At 62.6% G+C, this 19,476-nt stretch carries 17 protein-coding genes; 5 read left to right on the top strand and 12 right to left on the bottom strand.

Going from position 1 to position 19,476, the window contains the following annotated elements:
* Nucleotides 1–63: 63 nt before the first annotated feature.
* The 4 genes from HAP40_RS32250 (at nucleotide 64) to HAP40_RS32235 (ending at nucleotide 4,671) form a co-directional block, all read left to right on the top strand.
* The gene (locus HAP40_RS32250) at nucleotides 64–1,305 is read left to right on the top strand and encodes an ABC transporter substrate-binding protein (protein ID WP_166813662.1); all 1,242 of its coding nucleotides are present in this window, start codon (nucleotides 64–66) and stop codon (nucleotides 1,303–1,305) included.
* 21 nt (nucleotides 1,306–1,326) lie between these two features.
* On the top strand, nucleotides 1,327–2,136 hold the full coding sequence (locus HAP40_RS32245) for an enoyl-CoA hydratase/isomerase family protein (RefSeq protein WP_166813664.1): 810 nt from the start codon (nucleotides 1,327–1,329) through the stop codon (nucleotides 2,134–2,136).
* A gap of 90 nt (nucleotides 2,137–2,226) precedes the next feature.
* A complete protein-coding gene (locus HAP40_RS32240; RefSeq protein WP_166813666.1) occupies nucleotides 2,227–3,774 on the top strand; it encodes an acyl-CoA synthetase in 1,548 nt (515 codons plus the stop codon).
* A gap of 75 nt (nucleotides 3,775–3,849) precedes the next feature.
* Nucleotides 3,850–4,671, top strand: coding sequence for an enoyl-CoA hydratase-related protein (locus tag HAP40_RS32235; RefSeq protein ID WP_414645354.1), 822 nt, complete (start codon nucleotides 3,850–3,852; stop codon nucleotides 4,669–4,671).
* Between the two features lie 691 nt (nucleotides 4,672–5,362).
* Here HAP40_RS32235 and HAP40_RS32225 read toward each other — a convergent pair.
* From HAP40_RS32225 to HAP40_RS32170, 12 genes are all read right to left on the bottom strand, one after another.
* Nucleotides 5,363–5,563 (bottom strand): hypothetical protein, encoded by a 201-nt coding sequence (locus tag HAP40_RS32225; protein WP_166813668.1) that lies wholly within the window; start codon nucleotides 5,561–5,563, stop codon nucleotides 5,363–5,365.
* A gap of 20 nt (nucleotides 5,564–5,583) precedes the next feature.
* Nucleotides 5,584–5,877 carry a DUF7693 family protein gene (locus tag HAP40_RS32220; RefSeq protein WP_166813670.1) on the bottom strand — a complete coding sequence of 98 codons (294 nt, stop codon included), beginning with the start codon at nucleotides 5,875–5,877 and terminating at the stop codon, nucleotides 5,584–5,586.
* Between the two features lie 195 nt (nucleotides 5,878–6,072).
* Nucleotides 6,073–7,743, bottom strand: a complete 1,671-nt coding sequence (locus HAP40_RS32215) for an arylsulfatase (RefSeq protein ID WP_166813672.1) — start codon at nucleotides 7,741–7,743, stop codon at nucleotides 6,073–6,075.
* 88 nt (nucleotides 7,744–7,831) lie between these two features.
* Nucleotides 7,832–9,232 carry a BatD family protein gene (locus HAP40_RS32210; RefSeq protein ID WP_166813674.1) on the bottom strand — a complete coding sequence of 467 codons (1,401 nt, stop codon included), beginning with the start codon at nucleotides 9,230–9,232 and terminating at the stop codon, nucleotides 7,832–7,834.
* Nucleotides 9,229–10,749 carry a VWA domain-containing protein gene (locus HAP40_RS32205; protein WP_166813676.1) on the bottom strand — a complete coding sequence of 507 codons (1,521 nt, stop codon included), beginning with the start codon at nucleotides 10,747–10,749 and terminating at the stop codon, nucleotides 9,229–9,231. The genes HAP40_RS32210 and HAP40_RS32205 overlap by 4 nt, the downstream gene beginning before the upstream one ends.
* Complete coding sequence (locus HAP40_RS32200) at nucleotides 10,742–11,740, bottom strand: vWA domain-containing protein (RefSeq protein ID WP_166813678.1); 999 nt, start codon at nucleotides 11,738–11,740, stop codon at nucleotides 10,742–10,744. The genes HAP40_RS32205 and HAP40_RS32200 overlap by 8 nt, the downstream gene beginning before the upstream one ends.
* Nucleotides 11,733–12,224: a DUF4381 domain-containing protein gene (locus tag HAP40_RS32195; protein ID WP_166813680.1), complete on the bottom strand. Its 492-nt coding sequence runs from the start codon at nucleotides 12,222–12,224 to the stop codon at nucleotides 11,733–11,735. The genes HAP40_RS32200 and HAP40_RS32195 overlap by 8 nt, the downstream gene beginning before the upstream one ends.
* Nucleotides 12,217–13,203, bottom strand: a complete 987-nt coding sequence (locus HAP40_RS32190) for a DUF58 domain-containing protein (protein ID WP_166813682.1) — start codon at nucleotides 13,201–13,203, stop codon at nucleotides 12,217–12,219. The genes HAP40_RS32195 and HAP40_RS32190 overlap by 8 nt, the downstream gene beginning before the upstream one ends.
* Nucleotides 13,204–13,211: 8 nt before the next feature.
* Complete coding sequence (locus tag HAP40_RS32185) at nucleotides 13,212–14,168, bottom strand: AAA family ATPase (RefSeq protein ID WP_208024919.1); 957 nt, start codon at nucleotides 14,166–14,168, stop codon at nucleotides 13,212–13,214.
* A gap of 390 nt (nucleotides 14,169–14,558) precedes the next feature.
* Complete coding sequence (locus HAP40_RS32180) at nucleotides 14,559–14,957, bottom strand: response regulator transcription factor (RefSeq protein WP_166813684.1); 399 nt, start codon at nucleotides 14,955–14,957, stop codon at nucleotides 14,559–14,561.
* 64 nt (nucleotides 14,958–15,021) lie between these two features.
* Entirely contained in the window at nucleotides 15,022–15,648 is a 627-nt protein-coding gene (locus HAP40_RS32175; RefSeq protein WP_166813686.1) for a response regulator transcription factor, read from the bottom strand.
* A complete protein-coding gene (locus HAP40_RS32170; RefSeq protein WP_166813688.1) occupies nucleotides 15,645–17,867 on the bottom strand; it encodes a sensor histidine kinase in 2,223 nt (740 codons plus the stop codon). Before HAP40_RS32170 ends, HAP40_RS32175 begins: the two co-directional genes overlap by 4 nt.
* A gap of 696 nt (nucleotides 17,868–18,563) precedes the next feature.
* Between HAP40_RS32170 and HAP40_RS32165 the strand changes: the two genes are divergently transcribed.
* Nucleotides 18,564–19,469, top strand: a complete 906-nt coding sequence (locus HAP40_RS32165; RefSeq protein WP_166813690.1) for a transporter — start codon at nucleotides 18,564–18,566, stop codon at nucleotides 19,467–19,469.
* Nucleotides 19,470–19,476 lie beyond the last annotated feature (7 nt).

The following is a 19,476-nucleotide window of genomic DNA, read 5'->3' as shown; positions in this document are numbered from 1 at the left end:
TTTCGGCGGACGGGCGGGGTGTCATCGCATTCCCTTCGAAATCGCCGCGACGGGAGAAACGCCATGCGAACCTGCAATGGGTCGCGGCTGACGCCGCACGCCTGCATCCTGCTTGCCGGGATCGCGCTCGCAGTCCAGTCGCCGATCCCGGCGCGCGCGGACGCCGCGAAGGGCGACATCAAGATCGGCAATATCGCGCCCTACAGCGGCCCGGCCTCGGCGTACAGCGCGTTTGCGAAAACCGAGGCTGCCTACATGAAGATGCTCAACGACAAGGGCGGCATCAACGGGCGCAAGATCCAGTTCATCTCTTATGACGATGCCTACAGCCCGCCGAAAGCGGTCGAGCAGGCGCGCAGGCTGGTCGAGCAGGACGAAGTCCTTGCGATCTTCCAGGCGGTCGGCACGCCATCGAACGCGGCCATGATGAAGTACATGAACGCGAGGAAGGTGCCGCAGCTGTTCTCCGCCACCGGCGCGACCAAGTTTGGTGATCCCAAGAACTTTCCCTGGACGATGGGCTTTTCGACCTCGGTCTACCGGATCGAGAGCGCGATCTACGCGAAGTACATTCTGGCGAATTACCCGGAAGGGAAGGTCGCCGTCCTATTTCCGAACGACGATTATGGCCGCGATATCTATGGCGGCTTCAAGGATGCGCTCGGCGCCAGGGCAAAGACGACGATCGTGGCGGAGGTGTCCTATGACAGCACTGAGCCGACGATCGATTCACAGATCGGCAAGCTGAAGGCGTCGGGGGCCGATATCTTCGTCAATTTTTCGACGCCGCGGTTTGGCGCGCTGGCGATCCGAAAGGTGGCCGAGCTCGGCTGGAAGCCGGTCCATTTCATCAATACAACTGCCGCGGCGATTTCGAACTTCAAGCCGGCCGGGCTCGAGAATGCGATCGGACTGTTCACCGCGACGTCGATGAAGGAGGCGAACGATCCTCGTTATGCCGACGACCCCGGCGTCAGGGAGTATCTCGAGTTCATGAAGCGCTACAATCCGGAAGGCGACATCGCCAATGGCCAGAATGCCTACGGATTTCTTGCCGCGCAAGTGTTGCAAAAGGTTCTCGAACAGTGTGGCGACGACCTGTCCCGCGACAACATCATGAAGCAGGCCGCCAATCTGAAGGCGTTGAAGTTCGGTCTGCTGTTCGACGGCATCACCGTCAACACCAGCCCAACCAACTACTTCCCGATCACCCAGATGCAGATGCTGCGTTTCAACGGCACCAGCTACGACAGGGTCGGGCCGATCATGTCGGAGACGGTGATGCAGCCCGAAGTACGCGATTGAAGGCCGGAAAGGTGTCTTGCGATGACTGTGCAGCCAAAGATCTCTCCGTCCGATTTTGAGTGCCTGAAATACGACCTAGCCAATCATGTCGCCGTTGTCACTCTCAACCGGCCGGAGCGGCGCAATGCGCTCAACCGCCGCGCCTATGACGAGGTCGAATCCGCCTTCCACGCCGCGTCGATAGACAGCGAGGTCCGCTGCGTCGTGGTGACCGGTGCCGACCCAGCCTTCTGCGCCGGTGAAGACGTCAAGGAGATGATGACCGGCGAGAAGCGGGCTACCACGCCGGTGGTGCGTCGTCCACCGACGCCGGCCGCGATGGCGGCGCTCGAATGCCAGGTGCCTGTGATCGCAGCCGTGAATGGGTCGGCGGTCGGCTGGGGCATGGAGCTTGTGCTCTATGCCGACATTCGCCTGGCGTCCGAGAAGGCGAACTTCGCCGAGCTGTTCATCCGCCGTGGCTTGATCTGCGACGTCGGCGGGCTCTTGCACCTGCCGGCAATCGTCGGCCCGGCCAAGGCGGCCGAGCTGCTCTATACCGGCGACGTTATCGACGCGCATGAGGCCGCTCGTATTGGGCTCGTAGGCGAGGTCACGGCGCATGCCGACCTGATGCCAAAGGCGATGAACCTTGCTGCGCGCATCGCGCGCAATTCGCCGCTGGCGCTGCGTTTCATGAAAGAGGGTTTGCGCCGTGCTACCCATGGCGATCCCAGGGAGACCGGAAGCTGGGCCATCGAGGTTATCTACAAGCTGTTCGACACCGAGGATCATCGTGAGGGCGTGCGCAGCTTCCTCGAGAAGCGCGAACCGGTGTTCACGGGCCGCTGATACCAGAGAATTGCGGGGACGGATCATCGTCCTCGCCAACGCAGGAACACCGCGACAAGCGGGGACAGCAATAAGCCCGGGAGGCGCGCGATGGGTTCGTGGGTCAGGATTGGTGATCGCGTCAAGACCAAGGCGGAGATGGACGCGCGCGCTCAGCGCGCCGCACGGGGCTATGCCAGCCTCGGTGTCGGCTCGGGCGACGTCGTCGCGGTCTACATGCGCAACGATTTCACCTTCATGGAGGCTTCGCTCGCCGCGGGCCTGTGCGGCGCCTATGTCGTGCCGGTCAACTGGCACAACACGCCGGAGGAGACCCGCTACGTCATCGAGAATTGCGGCGCCAAGGTGCTGGTCATCCACGCCGATCTCTGGCGTAGCATCGGCCACGCCGTTCCTGCGTCGGTCGCAGTGATCGTTGCTGAGACGCCGCGGGACCTGCGCGGCCCGTATCGTGTCTCCGACGAGGCCGCAGGGGTGCCGGCCGAGATGAATGATTGGGAGAGCTGGCTTGTGGGCTTCGAGCCCGCCGTGCCGCCGTTCCCGACCTCGCCGGGATCGATGATCTACACGTCAGGCACCACCGGCCATCCCAAGGGGGTACGCCGGCAGCCGCCAACGCCGGAGCAGGCAGCGGCCAGCCAGCAGATGATGCGCATGGTCGGTGGCCTCGCCGACTGGGCTGATCGTCTCGGTGATGTCGTTTTGCTGATTCCGGGACCGGCCTATCACTCCAGCCCGAACGGCTGGATGTTCTCGTTCTACAACATGGGCGCCAACATCATCGTCGAGCCCCGCTTCGAGCCCGAACGGATGCTCGCGACGATCGCTCAGCATCGCGTCACCCACGCGCTGGTCGTGCCGACCATGTTCGTGCGCATGCTTGCGCTGCCGGCCGAGACGAGGGCGCGCTACGACCTGTCGAGCCTGACTTACGCGATGCATGTCGGCGCGCCCTGTCCGCCGCACGTCAAGCGCGGCATGATCGATTGGTGGGGGCCTGTCATAACCGAGCATTACGGTTCGACCGAGGTCGGCGCCGTCACCCATTGCACCGCGGACGAATGGCTGGCGCATCCCGGCACCGTCGGGCGGAGGCTGCCCGGCTGCGCCGTCGTCGTCATGGACGAGGAGGGCAGGGAGATGCCGCTCGGACAGTCCGGCGAGATCGTCTGCGGGCGGGATCTCTATCCGGAATTCACCTATCACGGCGATCCGGCCAAGCGGGCGAAGTCGGCGCGGGGCCGTCTCGTCGCCACCGGCGACGTCGGCTTCTTCGACGCCGACGGCTTTCTCTACCTGTCGGGCCGCGCCAGTGACATGATCATCTTCGGCGGCACCAACATCTATCCCGCGGAGATCGAGTCGGAACTGATGAAGGTCCCAGGCGTCGCCGACTGCGCAGTATTTGGCATCCCCGACGACGAATTCGGCGAGAAGGTCTGTGCCTTCATTGAGCCGCGTGCGGGCGCGGTGCTGGATGAGGAGGCGATCCGGTCGGACTTGAAGCCCAGGCTCGCCGGCTACAAGATTCCGCGGCGGATCGAGTTTTCCAGCACGCTGCCGCGCGAGGATACCGGAAAGATCTTCAAGCGGAAGCTGAAAGAGCCGTTCTGGCAGGGCACCGGCCGCTCGATCTGAGCGAGGGAGAGTTTCGTGGTCAAGTCATATGATGCCTACAGCTTCATCAGCTGCGAAATCGATGGTGCGATCCTGGTGATCACGCTCAACCGCCCGGACAAGCTTAACGCCTATACCGGCGCGATGGGCTCCGAGATCGAGCATGCCTTCCGCAAGGCGGACGGCGACGATGCCATTCGCGCCATCATCGTTACCGGCGCGGGCCGGGCTTTCTGCGCCGGCGCCGACGTATCGGGCGGGGCGTCGAGCTTCGACACATCGGGTGCACATGGCGCCGGCGTGTTCGGCAATCGCCCGACCGGCGGCAGTCCGCGCTCGGGCAGCGGCTTCGTCGATGCGATCTTCCGCTGCCGCAAGCCGTCGATCGCCGCCATCAACGGCCCTGCGGTCGGTATCGGTATCACCATGACGCTGCCGATGGACGTGCGCATTGCCTCGAAGGGTGCGAAAATTGGCTTCATCTTCGCGCGGCGCGGCCTGGTACCGGAGGCGGGCAGCGCGTGGTTTCTTCCCAAGCTGGTCGGGCTGCCACAGGCGCTGCGTTGGGCGATTTCGGGCCGTACCTTCGGCGTCGATGAGGCGTTGAGCGGCGGCCTTGTCAGCGAAACGACTGAGCCCGCGGATCTGTTGTATCGCGCCAAGCAAATAGCGCTGGAGCTAACCTCCGAGACCTCGGTAGTGTCGGTTGCGCTCACCCGACAAATGCTGTGGCGTTTCGCAGGCGCACCGGATCCATTCGAGCTCTTGACGATCGATGGTCCGATCTCGCGGGAGCGTGGCAGTCACGCAGATGTCCGCGAGGGTATCGCCTCATTCCTGGAAAAGCGATCGCCGTCATTTCCGGGCAAGGTATCTACGGATATGCCTAGTCAGTATCCTTGGTGGAAGGAGCCCTAGCCAAGCTTCACTTTTTCGATCGATGGGTCGGCCATTGGGTGCAGGAGGGTGCGAGGAATGGTCTTCATTGGGCACTCATTGCGCCTGCTGGGCTGGTTCCGTTTCTTGTGCGCCTGAGGACCGGCCGGAGCGGACTCCCTGAGTTGCTTCGAGAGCTGGCATCGACCTGGTATCCCCAGCACTGGACGGCAAGCATTCGGCGACGATCTTCTCGGCAGACATAGGGGCGTTCTGATTCCGAGTGTCGTGTCGACCGCGAGCTGGAATCTGATGTTTGTCGCGTCAAACGCGGCCGGCTCTCCTACAAGGTGAAGTTGCAGGAGTCGTTCGCCGCGATCCTCGCCTGCACCCGCCGGCCACGCCGTAGCCATACATGGAGGCTGTACTGGCCGTCGGATGGACAGTTGCCATGCCAAACCTTCCTCCTGGTCATGACCCTGTCGACGGCCCGGTTCAAGGAATTAGCGCCTGAAAGCCGTCTGGCTTACCGATGGGACTCGGATTTCGGTTGTCTTAGATGTCCGGGACTCGCAATTGACTTGAATCTGACTCCAAATCTGCTTTGCGAAACCACATTGGAAAGATGGAGCTATTCCGAAACCCTGGGGACTTCGTCACCATGCTAGACGAAGCCTGCGCACGTTCAGAGTGCCCCCACGATATATGGATCGATCGTGGCTTCAGGTTCTCATCAGCATCGATCGAAGTCGCCGCTGGACGGGTCTCCCGTCCGCGAAAAGGCGACCGCGCCGGCGCAGCGTGGCTTCCGCGAGAGCGCCTCCGCGCGCATCACGGACGCGTTGGCGCTGAGGCACTCCATCGCCTCGCCGGGCGCGACGCCGTCGTCGGCCATGACGAAAGGCAATGCCACGTAGTATGTCACCTCGGACACGCATCCAACCCCTCTGGCAATCACAGCCTTTCGAGTAGCTCGCAGATGGCGTCCTGCTCATCGTCCTCAAGCAGGCTGAACGGATTTCCTTCGCGCGCATGGAAGGTTTCGAATGTGCCGATCCGTCCGTCCGGCGAGCGCGCCTCCTGAACGTATTTCAGGCCGAAATTGCGCTTGAACGCCTCGATCGACCAGGCTTCCACCCTCGCAGTGTTTTGCTGCACGTCCACATCTTTCGCCGGAGCCCCGTGTACCAATGGCGGCTCGGGTGCCGCGCGCTTGCCATTGTCCTGAGATCGCCCGTTCGGCTCCATCGACTCTTCGATTTGCGTCTTCCTGCTCGGCGGATGCGTGGGACGAAAACCGCATTCGGCATGGCTGCCTGTAGCCGATAGGGCGGCTCACCCTCTCGAGTGCGCGGGTCACGTGCGGAAGGAAATTTGCGAGACGAAGTCCACGGATCGGGGACTTCGTCTCGCGCGTGGCTTTCCTAGGCGTACCTATTGCCACTATTGTGGCTTAAGCCGCTCTAGGTCGTTGAGCCGTTTGAGCGCCGCTTGCTGACGGAGCAGTCCGTAATTGATGCCACTTGCATTCAGCGAGCTTCCTTCCTGGTACGGGAAGTCGCTGAAGTCGGAGAAGAACTCCTTGATCTTTCCCTGCACCGGAACGATCAGCCACATGTTCTGGGCAAGGAACTGGATTGCTCCCCCGCCTTCCTCGAGGCCGCGCTCATAGGGATCCATGCGCAGGTTGGCGATGAGCGACCAGGCTGTCACCTCTCGCGTTCCCGTTGCGATGTTTCCCTTCGACGATGCAAAACTTAGCTTCCAGTCGTTCCAGCGGATGGCGTTCAGATTGCCGCTCTGATCGAAATAGTAGATCGCATCGCGCGGCGGCGTGCTGGTCTCGCCCTTGAAGAACGGCATGAAGTTGTAACCGTCGAGATGAACCTTGAAGTTCTTGCCGTTCGCGGTGAATCCCGTCTTCATCTTCTCCTTGATGTCAGGCAACCCCGCCGCTGCGCAGAGGGTGGGAAACCAGTCGATCAGCGAAATGATCTCGTTGTATTGCGTTCCGGGCTTCACCACGCCGGGCCACCGCACCATCATCGGAATGCGCATGCCGCCTTCCCACGTAGTGCCCTTCTCGCCGTGGAACGGCGTCATGGCTCCGTCGGGCCAAAGTGCGATTTCAGCGCCGTTGTCCGTCGTGTAGAGAACGATCGTGTTGTCGGCGATGCCGAGGTCGTCGAGCTGTTTGAGCAGCTCTCCCACCATCCCGTCGTGCTCAACCATGCCGTCGGCGTGGATACCCTTGCCGGTCTTGCCCAGCGAGTCCTTCTTCAGGTGCGTGAAGACGTGTATTCGAGTCGAGTTGAACCAGACGAAGAATGGCTTGTCCGCCCTCGCTTGCCGACCGATGAAGTCCTTGGCTGCACCCAGAAACTCCTCGTCGACGGTCGGCATGCGCGCAGTGTTCAGAGGTCCGGTGTCTTCGATCTTTCCATCGGCGCTTGATTTGATGACGCCCCGTGGCCCGAACTGCTTCCGGAAATTGGGATCCTTGGGATAGAAGTAGCCCTCCGGCTCTTCTTCCGCATTGAGGTGATAGAGGTTGCCGAAGAATTCGTCGAAACCGTGCTTGGTCGGCAGGTGCTCGTCGCGGTCTCCGAGATGGTTTTTGCCGAACTGGCCGGTGGCATAGCCCTGCGCCTTCATGACATCGGCGATTGTCGGCATCCAGTCCTGGATCCCATGGGGATCGCCAGGCATGCCGATGGTGAGAAGGCCGGTCCGGAATGGCTCCTGGCCCAGGATGAACGAGGCGCGGCCGGCGGTGCAGCTTTGCTGGCCGTATGAGTCGGTGAAGATCGCGCCTTCGCGCGCGATACGGTCGATGTTGGGCGTGCGATAGCCCATCATGCCCATGGTGTAGGCGCTGATCTGGGGAATGCCGATGTCATCGCCGAAGATGACGAGGATGTTCGGCTTGCGGCCGGCGGCCGGTGCCGCAGCTGGTGCGGCCTTCTGGGCCTGCGCGAGGGCTTGCGACGTCAGCGTTGCGGCGGCGACCAGCGATGACGAGCCAAGAAGTACGGCCCGACGATCGATGGCTGAGTTCTTCTTGCACGTCGAATCGACGGCGGCTTGATCCTGAATCTTCGTCCCGTTGGTCATTAGACGCTCCTTGGAACTGTCGGGTTTGGTCGTTCGATTGAACTTCGAGAGTCGTCAGTTCGGCCGTTTCAGTTTCGGGTTGCTCCCTTCATCTGGCGGGCTTCCGGCCTGCATGTGCTGGTGCGATCGCAACTCCGGTCGGATTCAAGTGCCGCGGGAGCCGCGAGGCCTCGCGAGATTGCTCGCGCGGCCGCAATCTGCCACGAGCAACCCCGACATGGTGCAGCAGCCGGCGTGGCGACCAGCGGCTCTGGTCTTGCCGACCAGCGAACAGCTCGTTCTCGACAGCGTCGATCTCGCGGTCGAGTGCGGCATCGCTTGCGGCTGCCCTGAAAGCGTCCAGTGAACGGCTAGATGCGGCTTCTCCAACATGCGCCAGCCAGTCGAGCAGCAAAAAATAGGCTCCCCGTGCATCGTGCCGGCGCGCTGCACGGCGGAATCGGCGAAAAGCGAACGCCTCGGATTGCAGGTAGGCCTGCCGATGGCGGCGATAAGCTCCGGCAACACGGCGAACCAATGCGGGTGCGGCCCAAGCGAGCCCGGCGATGACGACGGCGGTGAGGAGGGCAGACAACCAATGGTCCGCGATTGCGTCGATGATCCCGCTCCAGGTCCAGTCGGGGGCCGCGCGATCGATGCTCGCGGTGCTTCCGGCCGCCGGATTGGCTGCGACCTTCAGCGGCACGGCATCGAGGTGGATCGTCTCGACTTTACCGCTACCGATGTTCCACCATCCAACGTCGATCGCAGGCAGCACATAGTCGCCGGGTTGCTCCAGCATGTAGGTGGCGGCATCGACCCGCGTGGCGGTCAGGAGGCCCGTTCGCCCCTCGGTCTTGTCCCGGATTGCCGGCTGAGCCGGATAAAGCCTGAGACCATTCACCTCCGCGAACCGCCGCGCCGGCAGCAGCATCGCGGGCGTCCCCTCGGCGTTGATCGTGATGGTCCGCGTGACGGCATCACCCGCCCTGAGCTGATCCGATGACCGCTTTATCGATTGCTCGGCAACGAGATGACTGGCCGCGACGAACGGCTCTAGCCCGGATGCCGCGTCAGGCACGAACGCCTCGAAGGACACGCCCGGCAGTGCGAGGTCAACCTCACGCGTAGCCGGCGGTTCGGCGGCATATTTGACGTGAACCTTCTGATCCGAGACGGCGAAATTGCCCGCTTCCATCGGGTAGATGGCAAACTCCAGGCTTACGCCAGCGTAAGGCACACCGTTCTGGTTGTCATTGGTGTTCACGCTCTGCAACTGCCGGGTCACAGCGTTGCGAAGCTGGAAGCTCGGGACCTCTGGCGGAGATGTCATGTAGTTCGGAGCCAGCACGGTGACATGCAGCGTCGCCTGCTGCCCGACCACGACGCGCTGCGGATCGATACTCACTCGCACGATCGGCATGGGCGGGCTGCCCTGTGCCTGCGCGACCCGCGATGGCAGCAAGGCCGCGGCGATGATCAGCGCAATCGCGGCGAGCAGCGGTCTCATCGTTTCGTTCCTGCCGGCGTCGCGGCGGCCTGGATCGCGAATTTCAGCTTGAGGAAGTCTGCAGGCGTGGTCTGTACTTGCCGCATCCACGCTTCCGCAGCCCCCGCGGTGGTGATGTCCTGCGGCGAGACCTTGATGGTCTTGCCGCCCTTCTGCTTGGGATCGACCCGCATTTCGTCGGGCTTCAGATCGGGGGGAGGGGCGTCGCTCTGCTCCTGCTTGCGGCGCTTCGCCTCGCGCGCGTCGAGCGCGGCCTGCACGATCGCGCGGTTGGTCTTGGCCGCGCCGTTGCCGGGCTCAACCTTCAGAATCTCGTCATAGATGCTGATCGCCTTCTCAAAGGCGTGGTTCTGAGCCTGGGCATTGCCGAGCGCGAACTTGCCCTCGATCGTCTCGACGCGCGAAAACTCTTCGGCGGCGGCGATGAAGTCGTAGGCGCGATAGGCCGCGATCCCGCGCCACATCGGGTCGGCGAACAGCCTGGCAGCGCTTTTGTAGTCGCCGCGATCGAAGGCAAGCCGCCCTTGCTGGTCCGGCGTCAACCACAGGCTCGTAAAGCGGGATGCGTCCTCGGCCCTTGCCTGTCCCGCCTGCATCACAAGAGCAAGAGCGATGGCCCAAGCCACCGTCGTGCCGCGCCGGAACCAGAGCAGGCTGAGCAGCGCCATCGGCGGCAGCAGCCAGAAACCTTCGTCCCGCCATTGCGTCCCGAACGCATCGCCTTCCGCCGCCTGGAAGCGGCTCTCGATCCGCCGCTCCAGCCGCACGATGTCCGATCCGTCGATGCTGACCTCCACGGTGCCCGCGCCGAGCGATGTGGCGGATTTCTGCGCGCTCACGGCGAGCATCACCAGATTGTTCCGCCCCGCGACCGGCCCGAGCGCCCCAGGATCGGTGGAGCCGAGGTCGTCAGCGACCAGCAGAATCGTGCCTGCGACGGCCTCGGTCGCGAGCGATGCTGCAGCGAGCGCGATTGCATCGGCGACGTTCTTGCCGTCCGTCGGCATCAATCCGGGCGCAAGCGCCGCCAGGAAGGGCTCGATCACGGCGCGGTCGTCGGTGAGCGGCATGACGAGATGGGCGGTGCCGGCATAGGCGATCAGTCCAGTCCGCGCGCCTGCGCGTGCGCCGAGGAGATCGCCAATCTTCTGCTTGGCGCGCTCGAGCCGCGATGGAGCGACATCGGTCCCGTTCATCGACGATCCGACAGCCAGCACGACCATCAGCGGCGCCTTGTCCTCGACGAAGGGCGGCAATTCGCGTCGCCATGCAGGCCCCGACATGCCGACGATGCCGAGCACCATGCCGGCCGCGACGAGGTAGAGTGGGTTGACGCTGCGTCCGCGCCCGGGCTGCACGATCAGGTGATCGAGCAGGTGCGGTGCGATCACGGCGCCCCATTGCGCCCGCACATTCTGCCGCCAGAGCAGCACGGCGAATATCGCCACGACCGGGATCAATCCGAGCAGCCACCATGGCCGCAGGAGATGGAAGGGAAGGGCGACGGCGTCATGCATGACCGACCGCCTTTCCCCGACGCCATTCGCTGGCGATCAGGAGCGCAAGCCACAACACCAGCCCGAGGATCACGGCCGCGCCCAGCGGCCACTGGAACAGGGGCAGCTTCGGCCGCCATGACAACGTCTGTAGCTTCGCCGGCGAGAGCCGGTCGATGTCGACGTAGATCGCCTGCAACTGAGCGCCGTCCTCGGCGCGGAAGAAGCGTCCTTCCGTCGTGCTCGCCACGGCCTTCAAGACACCGAGGTCGACACGGTTCTCGCCCGAAGCCGCGGGATCGCCGACACCGATCGTATAGACGACGACGCCGTTCTGGCGTGCAATGTCGGCGGCGTGTTCCGGCGGAACGCGGCTTGCCGTATCGTTGCCGTCGGTGAGCAAGATCAGGAGCTTCTCTTTCGCCGTGCTCGCTGCAAAGCTCTTGATGGCGAGGCCGATCGTGTCGCCGATAGCCGTCTGCTCGCCGGCCATGCCCACTTCGATCTGGCCGAGCAGTTGTCGAGCGGTCTGCAAATCCTGCGTGAACGGCACCTGCACATAGGCCCTCGTGCCGAACAGAATGAGCGCGACACGGTCGCCCTTGCGGCGCGCGATGAAGTCGCTGATGACGCGCTTGACGCCGTCAAGCCGTGTCAAGGTCTCGTCATCCGGCGTCTTGAAATCGCGCTGGTCCATCGATCCCGAGATGTCGATGGCCAGAATCAGGTCACGGGCGGACACCTCGTGAGTCACGGCATCGCCGACCCATTGCGGCCGTGCCAGGGCAATAACCAGTAGCACCCAGATCGCGATCGCCACGATCATCTGAACCGCACGGCGCTCCATGACGACCGCACCACGCTGCGGCGTCTCGCCGGTCGCCGCCGCAAGGCGCTCGAAGAACGGCACATGGACCGAAGCCTGACGCGCGCGGTAGGGGGGCAGCCACCACCACACCAGGATCGGTAGCGGCAGCGCCAACAGCAGCCATGGCCAGGCGAACTCAAGCATGGTGCACCTTGATCCATCGACGGACCAGTGCGACGAGTGTCGCCAGTTCCGCGTCCTCCGGCGCACCATTCCGATAAGGCCCCGTGACGAGCAGCCGGCCCACGCCCTCGGAAAATTCGCGCCCGCCATAGGAATGATCGAGGAAGGAGAGCCAGGCCGGACCGACCAGCGGCGCCACCTGCTGCCGCGGAAACGCCGCGAGCGCCGTTCGCCTGACGAGCAGGGACAACCGGGCGAGGAGCTCCGTCGGAGCCGGCGAGCTCGTGCGTCCGATCGCTTCGAGTTCGGCAAGTGCCGCGCGGCGATACCGGTTGGCACGCCGCACATGCACGACACGCCACACCAGGGCGATCGCGAATCCCAGGACCAGGATGATCGCAATCCTCGCCTCCCAGGTCTGCGGCCACAGGCTGACCTCGCGCGGTAACGGGATGTCGATCAGTCCGGCGACCGGATCGTCGTTGGCGGGTTGGGCTTCAGCCAAGCGAGGCCTCCGTCCGGCTATGACCGCCGCCGCGCCCATGGTGCTGGGGCGGGCCGCCCAGGAGGTGGCGCAGCTGCATTGCGATGTCCTCCGCGGCGCTGAGCGGCAGTACGGGAATGCCGAGTTCGGGGGTCCATGCGAAGACGCTCCTCAGCCGCTCCTCGGTTGCCTGCAATATGCGCTTGCGCACGCTGTCGCGCCCAACCTCGAGCCTGATCTGGAGCTCGCCATCCGTCACCGTCATGCTGGCCGATGGCGGCAGGTCGCTTTGCAGGGGATCATGCACGAGCGCCGCGACGACGTCGTTGTGTTGGCTCATCGCGCCGACCAGCTTGCGCGTCGCATCGTCGGCACCATCGAAGTCACTGACGATGACCACGACGGCGTCATGGAGCGCGCGGCGCTCTGCACGCGCGAGTGCGGCATTGAGTCTGTCCGGCGCCGAAACGATATCGCGGCCGACACCGAGTGCCTGGTTCTGTGCGACGATCGCGCAGAGGATCTGAAGGACGGTCGCTCGGCTGCGCCTTGGCGCCACCTCGACGAGATCGCGGTCGTTGAAGACGATGGCGCCGACCCTGTCGCCGACGCTGAGGACGCGCCAGGCGCCGATTGCGGCCGCCTGTGCCCCCGCTACCGACTTCATTGCAAGTCTGCTGCCAAAGAACATCGACAGGCGCTGGTCGACGATCAGGATCGTCTGCCGGTCACGCTCCTCATTGAAGACGCGGACATGCGGCTTGCGCAGCCGTGCGGTGACCTTCCAGTCGATCGAGCGCACGTCGTCACCAGCACGATAATCCCTGATTTCCTCAAAATTGAGCCCGCGGCCCCGCATCCGTGAGGCGAACCGTCCGGACAACAGGCTGTGCACGGGCTGGCGCGGCAGGAACGACACCCTGCGGTCGCGATGTTCGAGTGCGATCAGATCTTCGAGATCGACATAGACGCCGGGCACACTGTGGGTGACGTCCGCCATGGCCTACCTCACGCCGATACGACGAGTGCCGCAATCTTGTCGATCACCTGATCGGCGGTGATGCCTTGGGATACGGCTTCGTAGCTCAGGATCAGCCGGTGCCGTAGGCAGTCATGCATGACCGCGCGTATATGATCCGGCGTCACAAACTCGTATTCGTCCAGCCAGGCGCGCGCACGCGCGCAGCGATCGAGCGCCAGGCTGCCGCGCGGACTGGCGCCGACTTGGATCCATTTGCCCAGTGGCTCGCCGTAGCGGTCCGGAAAGCGCGTCGCAGTGATCACGTCGACCATGTATTTCTGAGCGAGATCGGACACGAAGATGCCGTCGATCTCCCCGCGTGCATCGAAGATCGCCTGCTGCGGGATGGCTTCCGGCTCCGCAGTATGATCCTTCGCTTTCTGTGCGCTCTCGGCACGATTGAGCTTGATGATCTCTCCCTCGATCGCTTCATCGGGATAGGTGATGACGACATGCATCAGGAAGCGGTCGAGCTGCGCCTCGGGTAGCTGATAGGTTCCCTCCTGCTCGATCGGGTTCTCGGTGGCGAGCACCATGAACAGGTCTGGCATCTTGTAGGTCTTGCCCGCGGCCGTGACCTGACGTTCTTCCATGGCCTCGAGCAGCGCGGACTGCACCTTGGCCGGCGCGCGGTTGATCTCGTCGGCAAGTACGAGGTTCGCGAAGATCGGTCCCTTCTGGAACTGAAACTGGCCTCCGTTCGCGGTCTGGACGTAGATCTCTGCGCCGGTCACATCCGAAGGCAGCAGATCCGGGGTGAACTGCACACGCGACAGATCCGCCGCGAGATGTTTAGCTAATGTCTTGACCGCCCGCGTCTTGGCGAGACCCGGAAGACTTTCGATCAGGAGGTTTCCGTTGGCGATCAGCGCAATCAGCATGCTCTCGACCAGGTGATCCTGGCCGAGCACAGATTTTCCGATCCGCGACTTCAGTTCAAGTATAGCGTCACGGGCTGCGGATACCTTCTTTGAATTTTCCAGCTCCGTCAGCACAGCTCTCCCAACATGAAACGATTGCCGGCCGCCGCGCGTGACGGCGGGGCCTTGTGATCGCTACCCCTGTGTGGTCGCCGCCTTGTCCAGCATGTCACAGCACCAGCATTCGGATCGATGCTGAGATCTGCCGACCAAACGCCCGGCGCATATTCATCGAAAAGGTTCGGTGGACCGGAGCGAAGCGCCAAGCGCCCCAATCGCAATTCGGATCCGCAACGGCTCAGCGCCCGTAAAGGGATTCTTCCAAGCGTTGAAGACCTTCATCGTGGGACAGCATCCCATACGAACTTGCGATAGCAACATTGGACCTAGGTCCAATAGGCACCAGACCGCGTATCATGCGGGTCGCGCGCCTCTCGCTCGAACGTCGTTGATCGCCGCGATCAGAGTCAGATCATCGAGGGGCTTGAGGAGATAGGCGTGAGCACCTGCCGCCATGCAGAGCTCGCGCATGTCGTCTTCGGAATGCGCGGTGATGACAATGGTTGGGATCTGGATCCCTGACCGCTTCAGGTGTCGTTGAAGGTCGAGGCCGTTCATTTCGGGCATTTGGAGGTCCAGGATCAGACAGTCGGGCCACGCGCCTGTTGCCTCGTCCGGCAGCGAGCTGAGGAAGTCCCTGGCGGACTCGTACGTTCTCAAGTCGATGCCCCGTGTCCTCAGCAATCGCGATAGCGCCCTGAGGACCGACGGATCGTCATCGACGATTGCTATCCACCGGGGAGGTTGTGCCATGCACCCACTATCGGCGCTGCAACGGGGCGTTGTCGAGTTGGCCCAAAGGCCCACACGGTGTCCGTCACGTCTCGCTGCCCGCGATTCCGGATCTTTCTGCCAGGCGTACGAGGTCTGCGACGGAGCGAACGCCAAGCTTCGCCATGACCCGACCGCGATGAACCTTCACAGTTTTCTCGGCGGTTCCCAGAACGCCAGCAATCTGCTTGTTGAGGCGGCCGGCGACGACGTGCTGCATGACCTCGCGCTCCCGTGGCGTGAGCATGGCGAGCCTGGTGTTGAACGAGATCCGGCCCGCCTCGGCAGCGCGAGTTTCGCCATCCCTCCGCTCGGCCCGTTCGATGGCCATCAATAGGTCAGTATCGCTAACTGGCTTGGTCAGAAAATCGACGGCACCGGCCCGCATGGCGCGGACGGTGGTGGGAATGTCGCCTCGCCCGGTCAGGAAAATGACCGGGCGGCAGGATCCGCTCGCGCCGAGCGCTTGTTGCAGCGCGAGCCCGTCAAGGTCCGGCATCGCCACGTCCAGGATGGCGCATCCAGCAATCGACGCGTCGTGATTTGCGAGAAATTCGCTTGGTGAGGCGAATGGTTGAACGCGATACCCTCGCACCAGCAGCAGCCGGGCGATTGCCTTCAGCACGCTCTCGTCGTCATCGACCAGAAAGACTGTGAATTCACGGTCCGTCATTGAGCAGCCATGAGCATTGGCGGAGCGGGTAGAGTGATCTTTGCTGTCGCGCCGCCCGCCTCGTTGTCCTGGAGATCGATCGTGCCGCCGTGCCTTCGGATGATACCGGAACAGATGGTCAGGCCAAGACCGAGGCCGTGGTCCTTGGTCGTATAGAACGGCGAAAACAGTTTCTTGCCGTCAACATGTCGGACGCCGCATCCGTTGTCACTCACCAACAGCTCGATCGCGCCGTTTCCCTTTGGAGCATCCCGGGTGTGGATGCGGACGCGCCGTTGGTTCACGGGTGTCGAAACCATCGCGTCCATGGAGTTGATGATGAGATTGAGAAGGACCTGCTGCAGTTGTACGGAGTCGCCGTACACGGTCGGTCTGCTCTTTGCCAGGTCTGTTTCTATCGTCACGCGCCGGCTGATCAATTCACTGCGGAGCAGCGACTTGGCTGAATCGACCATCTCATTGAGGTCGATGAACTCGGAGCGTGTCTGATCCTTCTTGAGCAGCCCGCGCAAACGTCGAACAACATTGCCAGCGCGACTGTCCTCCTTGACGATGTCCTGGAGGGCATCCCGCACTTCGGCCAGATTGGGCTCGTCTTGCTCGAGGAGATAGAGCGCGGCCTGCGCATTCGAAAGTATGGCCGTGAGCGGCTGATTGACTTCGTGGGCAATCGCGCCCGATAGCTCGCCGAGCGTGGAGACGCGCATCAGATGCGCGATTTCCTGGCGTTGCAGCTCCGCTTCGGACTCCGCTGCCTTCTGGTCGGTGAGATCGACGAAGATTCCGCTGAGTTGATCCGGCGAGCTGTTGCTGTCGAGGGGAGCGCGGGCGCGAACTCTGAACCAGCGGATCGCGCCGTCGGGACGGACAATGCGGATGTCTGTCACGGCGGCGCGCCCCCGCAATATGCCCCGCAATGTGCCTACTGCGATGCGCCGATCCTCGGGATGCACCGCCGCGACGAATGCCTCGCGCGTGAGGGGGGTGTCGCTGGCAAGGCCGAACATGGTCCGGCAGTGATCCGTCGCCCACAACTCGTCCGTGGTGCGGTCGAACTGCCACAATCCGATATTGGCGGATGCGGCGGTAAAGGTCATGCGGTCCTCGCTCTCCTTGAGCGAGCTTTCGGCCTGCCGGCGCCGTCGTCGTTGAATCAGCAGCGCGGCGACGATTATCGTTTGCAACGCAATGACCAAGGCCACCGCCGAAATTAGATAATGATGCTCCTCCCAAAGACTCGGCTGCTTGAACAACACGGTCGTGCCGGGCGGGAGATCGCTCTGCTTCAAGCCCCACCGCGCCATCGCTCTCGCGTCCACTTGGAAGGCCTGGGTTGGGTTGACTTTCGGCGGGAGCGAGACGGGATCTGCCCCGGCCTCGATCGCCAGGATCAGATCGGCTGCCGCCGCGCCATGCGATTCGAATGTCTCGAAAAACCCGCCCACGACGCCGGTGTCGAGATAGGTGCTGTAAGGCCCGTAGACCGGGGCAGGGGAGATGCGGGCGAGGTTGCGGGCTACGTCCCTCGCGACAAAGGCTTTTCCCGTACCGTCGCCGAAGAAGCTCAAGAGGATGACAATCGCGTCCCTGGGTATTCGCGAGACCTCGTCAGCGACGGTATCGAACGGAAGCCCGAAGAGATAAGTTGTTTCAAACTTTCGGTCATGTTGCTCGATGGTGCGGCGAACAATGTCCTGCCATCGACGGTCTTCGAGAGTGATATTGCTGGCGATGACGAAGAGCCGCCGAGCGGAAGGCTGAAGCTGTTCGGCGAGGCGAAGGGTTTTCTCGAAATCGAGTCCGATCAGTACGCCGGTGACGTTCGTGGGCGGGCGCAGTGTAGAATAGGTTGCTTGCGAGACTCCCGCGAACACCACGGGAACGTGTGGAGCCACGATGTCGCGATACTTCATGATGTACTGGAGTGCGGTGCCGCCTACCGCGACGACGAGGTCCGGCGGCCTCGCCGCATATTTTTCACGCACGAAATTCGCCGTGCGCAGCTCGTGCTGGGGGTCGGTGACGCGGACGAGATCGAGAAATTCGGCGTCGATCTCCAGCTTCTTTTTGCTTTGCTCGCGAAGACGATCCTGAATGCCGTCTATGACCTGGGTCGCGGCGGGCATCGTGTAATTATAGGCGCTTAAGATGAGGATGTGCCGCGGCGAGTCATCTGCGCGCGATTGACCACCCGACAAGAAAAACACAATAACGATCAACTGAACGACACCGGGCAGGATGCCGCTGCAATTCGTTCTTGTTGTTTGTCCTATAGCTCGACCGACAATTTTCACAAATTTCGACCCGCTTCGGGGTACAAAGGTACGCTAAAACCTATGGTCGATCTATGTCGAGTTGAGCGGTCTGGAATGCTGACGGGATGGATCCGCAGCTCTTACCAAACAAGCTCGGCCAAGCAGGTTTGTGCCTTTCATTCGGAACACTATAATTCGGAAGCACTATGCAGTTTGTGCCATGGGGCGAGAGGGACGAAATGGCCTGCAATCTAAGGCCAATTTTCCCTGGCCATCCAGGCTAGGTCAGCACTTTGTGGCGCTTCGTTTTTGTGGCGTTTCAAATCTGGCTTGCGGGAACCGCGCGGCGCGGCACATGGTCGCGAGCGACCGCAGGGGCGTATCAGTCAACGGCCAGGCCTAGGGTCTTCGCAACGAGCGCATGCAATACGGATGGACCAAGGTCCAACTAGGTCTGTGTGTCGGCTGCATTTTAGCTTTCAGCCCTCCAACCGGCCGCCGTCACACGAGCCGCGTATGACCGATACGGCGATCAGGCAAAGTAGCGCGATGTCGTTTCCGCTCTTGATGCCTTCGAGTTCTGGTTCAATATCGTGACGTCCTGACGTTCTATGAGCGAGGCCATGCGATAGGAGTTTGAAGCTGAGTTCCGGAGCGCGCATGATGCGCAACAAGACGTCCGGCGTGGAGGCCCATGCGAGAACTTGCCCCGGTCGCATCGGCTCGTGTGCCTGGAGTGCAGCCACAGGCAGGCGTCGGGCCGCGTTCCTCATCACGCTCGGTCTGTTGTGGTCGACCTCCGCCGCTGCGCAGTCGGCCGAAACATACGACCTGTCCGGCCTGGATTTCTTCCGGCCGCCTCCGAACCTGTTTCAGTTCCAGTACGAGTACCGTACGGCGCCGGGAAGCACGCGGGACGTCACCACGCAGACGCTGAATCTGCGCTATGACCATGCGTTCTATTTGACCCCGACGTGGACGGTGGTGACACGAACGGATCTGCCGCTGCTGGCCAGGAACACGATCAATTCGAGCAACCCGAACGGGGACTACCTGTACGGCATTGGCGATGCCGACATCCAGGCTGCCGTCATTCATGATCTCGACAAGCGCTGGGCAGTGGGCTTCGGCGCCCGTTTGATCACCCCGACCGGTGAAGATCCGCTGGGATCGGGCAAGTGGCGCGTCATGCCGATCGTCGGCTTTCGTGTTGCGCTGCCGGAAATCAGCAAGTCGAGCTACTTCGAGCCAATCTTCCGGTATGACGTCAGTGTTGCCGGAGACCCGACGAGGCGGAATATCAGCAACCTGCAGTTTGGTCCGACCCTGAACATCGGTCTGCCCGATCGCTGGTTCGTCACCTTTTATCCCAGCCAGGACATCCGGATAAATCTCGGCGATCCAATCACCGGACAGACCGGCCGCCTGTTTCTGCCGCTGGACGTACGCGCGGGAAAGAAGCTGTCCGACAACGTCGCGGCCTCGCTGGAAGTCGGCGTCCCCATCATCAAGGATTATCCGGTCTACAATTTCAAGAGCCAGTTCCGGCTGAACATCACATGGTAGCTCGCCC

It is taken from the genome of Bradyrhizobium sp. 1(2017) (assembly GCF_011602485.2).
In the GTDB taxonomy this organism is placed as follows: domain Bacteria; phylum Pseudomonadota; class Alphaproteobacteria; order Rhizobiales; family Xanthobacteraceae; genus Bradyrhizobium.
The sequence above is the reverse complement of the archived record's forward strand: the minus strand, read 5'-3'. Positions and strand labels throughout refer to the sequence as shown.

Excerpts from the sequence above, each read along its gene's own strand:
- HAP40_RS32240 (WP_166813666.1), top strand. The coding sequence starts at position 2,227 with ATGGGTTCGTGGGTCAGGATTGGTGATCGCGTCAAGACCAAGGCGGAG.
- HAP40_RS32190 (WP_166813682.1), bottom strand. The coding sequence starts at position 13,203 with ATGGCGGACGTCACCCACAGTGTGCCCGGCGTCTATGTCGATCTCGAA.
- HAP40_RS32220 (WP_166813670.1), bottom strand. The coding sequence starts at position 5,877 with ATGGAGCCGAACGGGCGATCTCAGGACAATGGCAAGCGCGCGGCACCC.
- HAP40_RS32200 (WP_166813678.1), bottom strand. The coding sequence starts at position 11,740 with ATGCTTGAGTTCGCCTGGCCATGGCTGCTGTTGGCGCTGCCGCTACCG.
- HAP40_RS32215 (WP_166813672.1), bottom strand. The coding sequence starts at position 7,743 with ATGACCAACGGGACGAAGATTCAGGATCAAGCCGCCGTCGATTCGACG.
- HAP40_RS32245 (WP_166813664.1), top strand. The coding sequence starts at position 1,327 with ATGACTGTGCAGCCAAAGATCTCTCCGTCCGATTTTGAGTGCCTGAAA.
- HAP40_RS32175 (WP_166813686.1), bottom strand. The coding sequence starts at position 15,648 with ATGACGGACCGTGAATTCACAGTCTTTCTGGTCGATGACGACGAGAGC.
- HAP40_RS32180 (WP_166813684.1), bottom strand. The coding sequence starts at position 14,957 with ATGGCACAACCTCCCCGGTGGATAGCAATCGTCGATGACGATCCGTCG.
- HAP40_RS32165 (WP_166813690.1), top strand. The coding sequence starts at position 18,564 with ATGATGCGCAACAAGACGTCCGGCGTGGAGGCCCATGCGAGAACTTGC.
- HAP40_RS32250 (WP_166813662.1), top strand. The coding sequence starts at position 64 with ATGCGAACCTGCAATGGGTCGCGGCTGACGCCGCACGCCTGCATCCTG.
- HAP40_RS32210 (WP_166813674.1), bottom strand. The coding sequence starts at position 9,232 with ATGAGACCGCTGCTCGCCGCGATTGCGCTGATCATCGCCGCGGCCTTG.
- HAP40_RS32205 (WP_166813676.1), bottom strand. The coding sequence starts at position 10,749 with ATGCATGACGCCGTCGCCCTTCCCTTCCATCTCCTGCGGCCATGGTGG.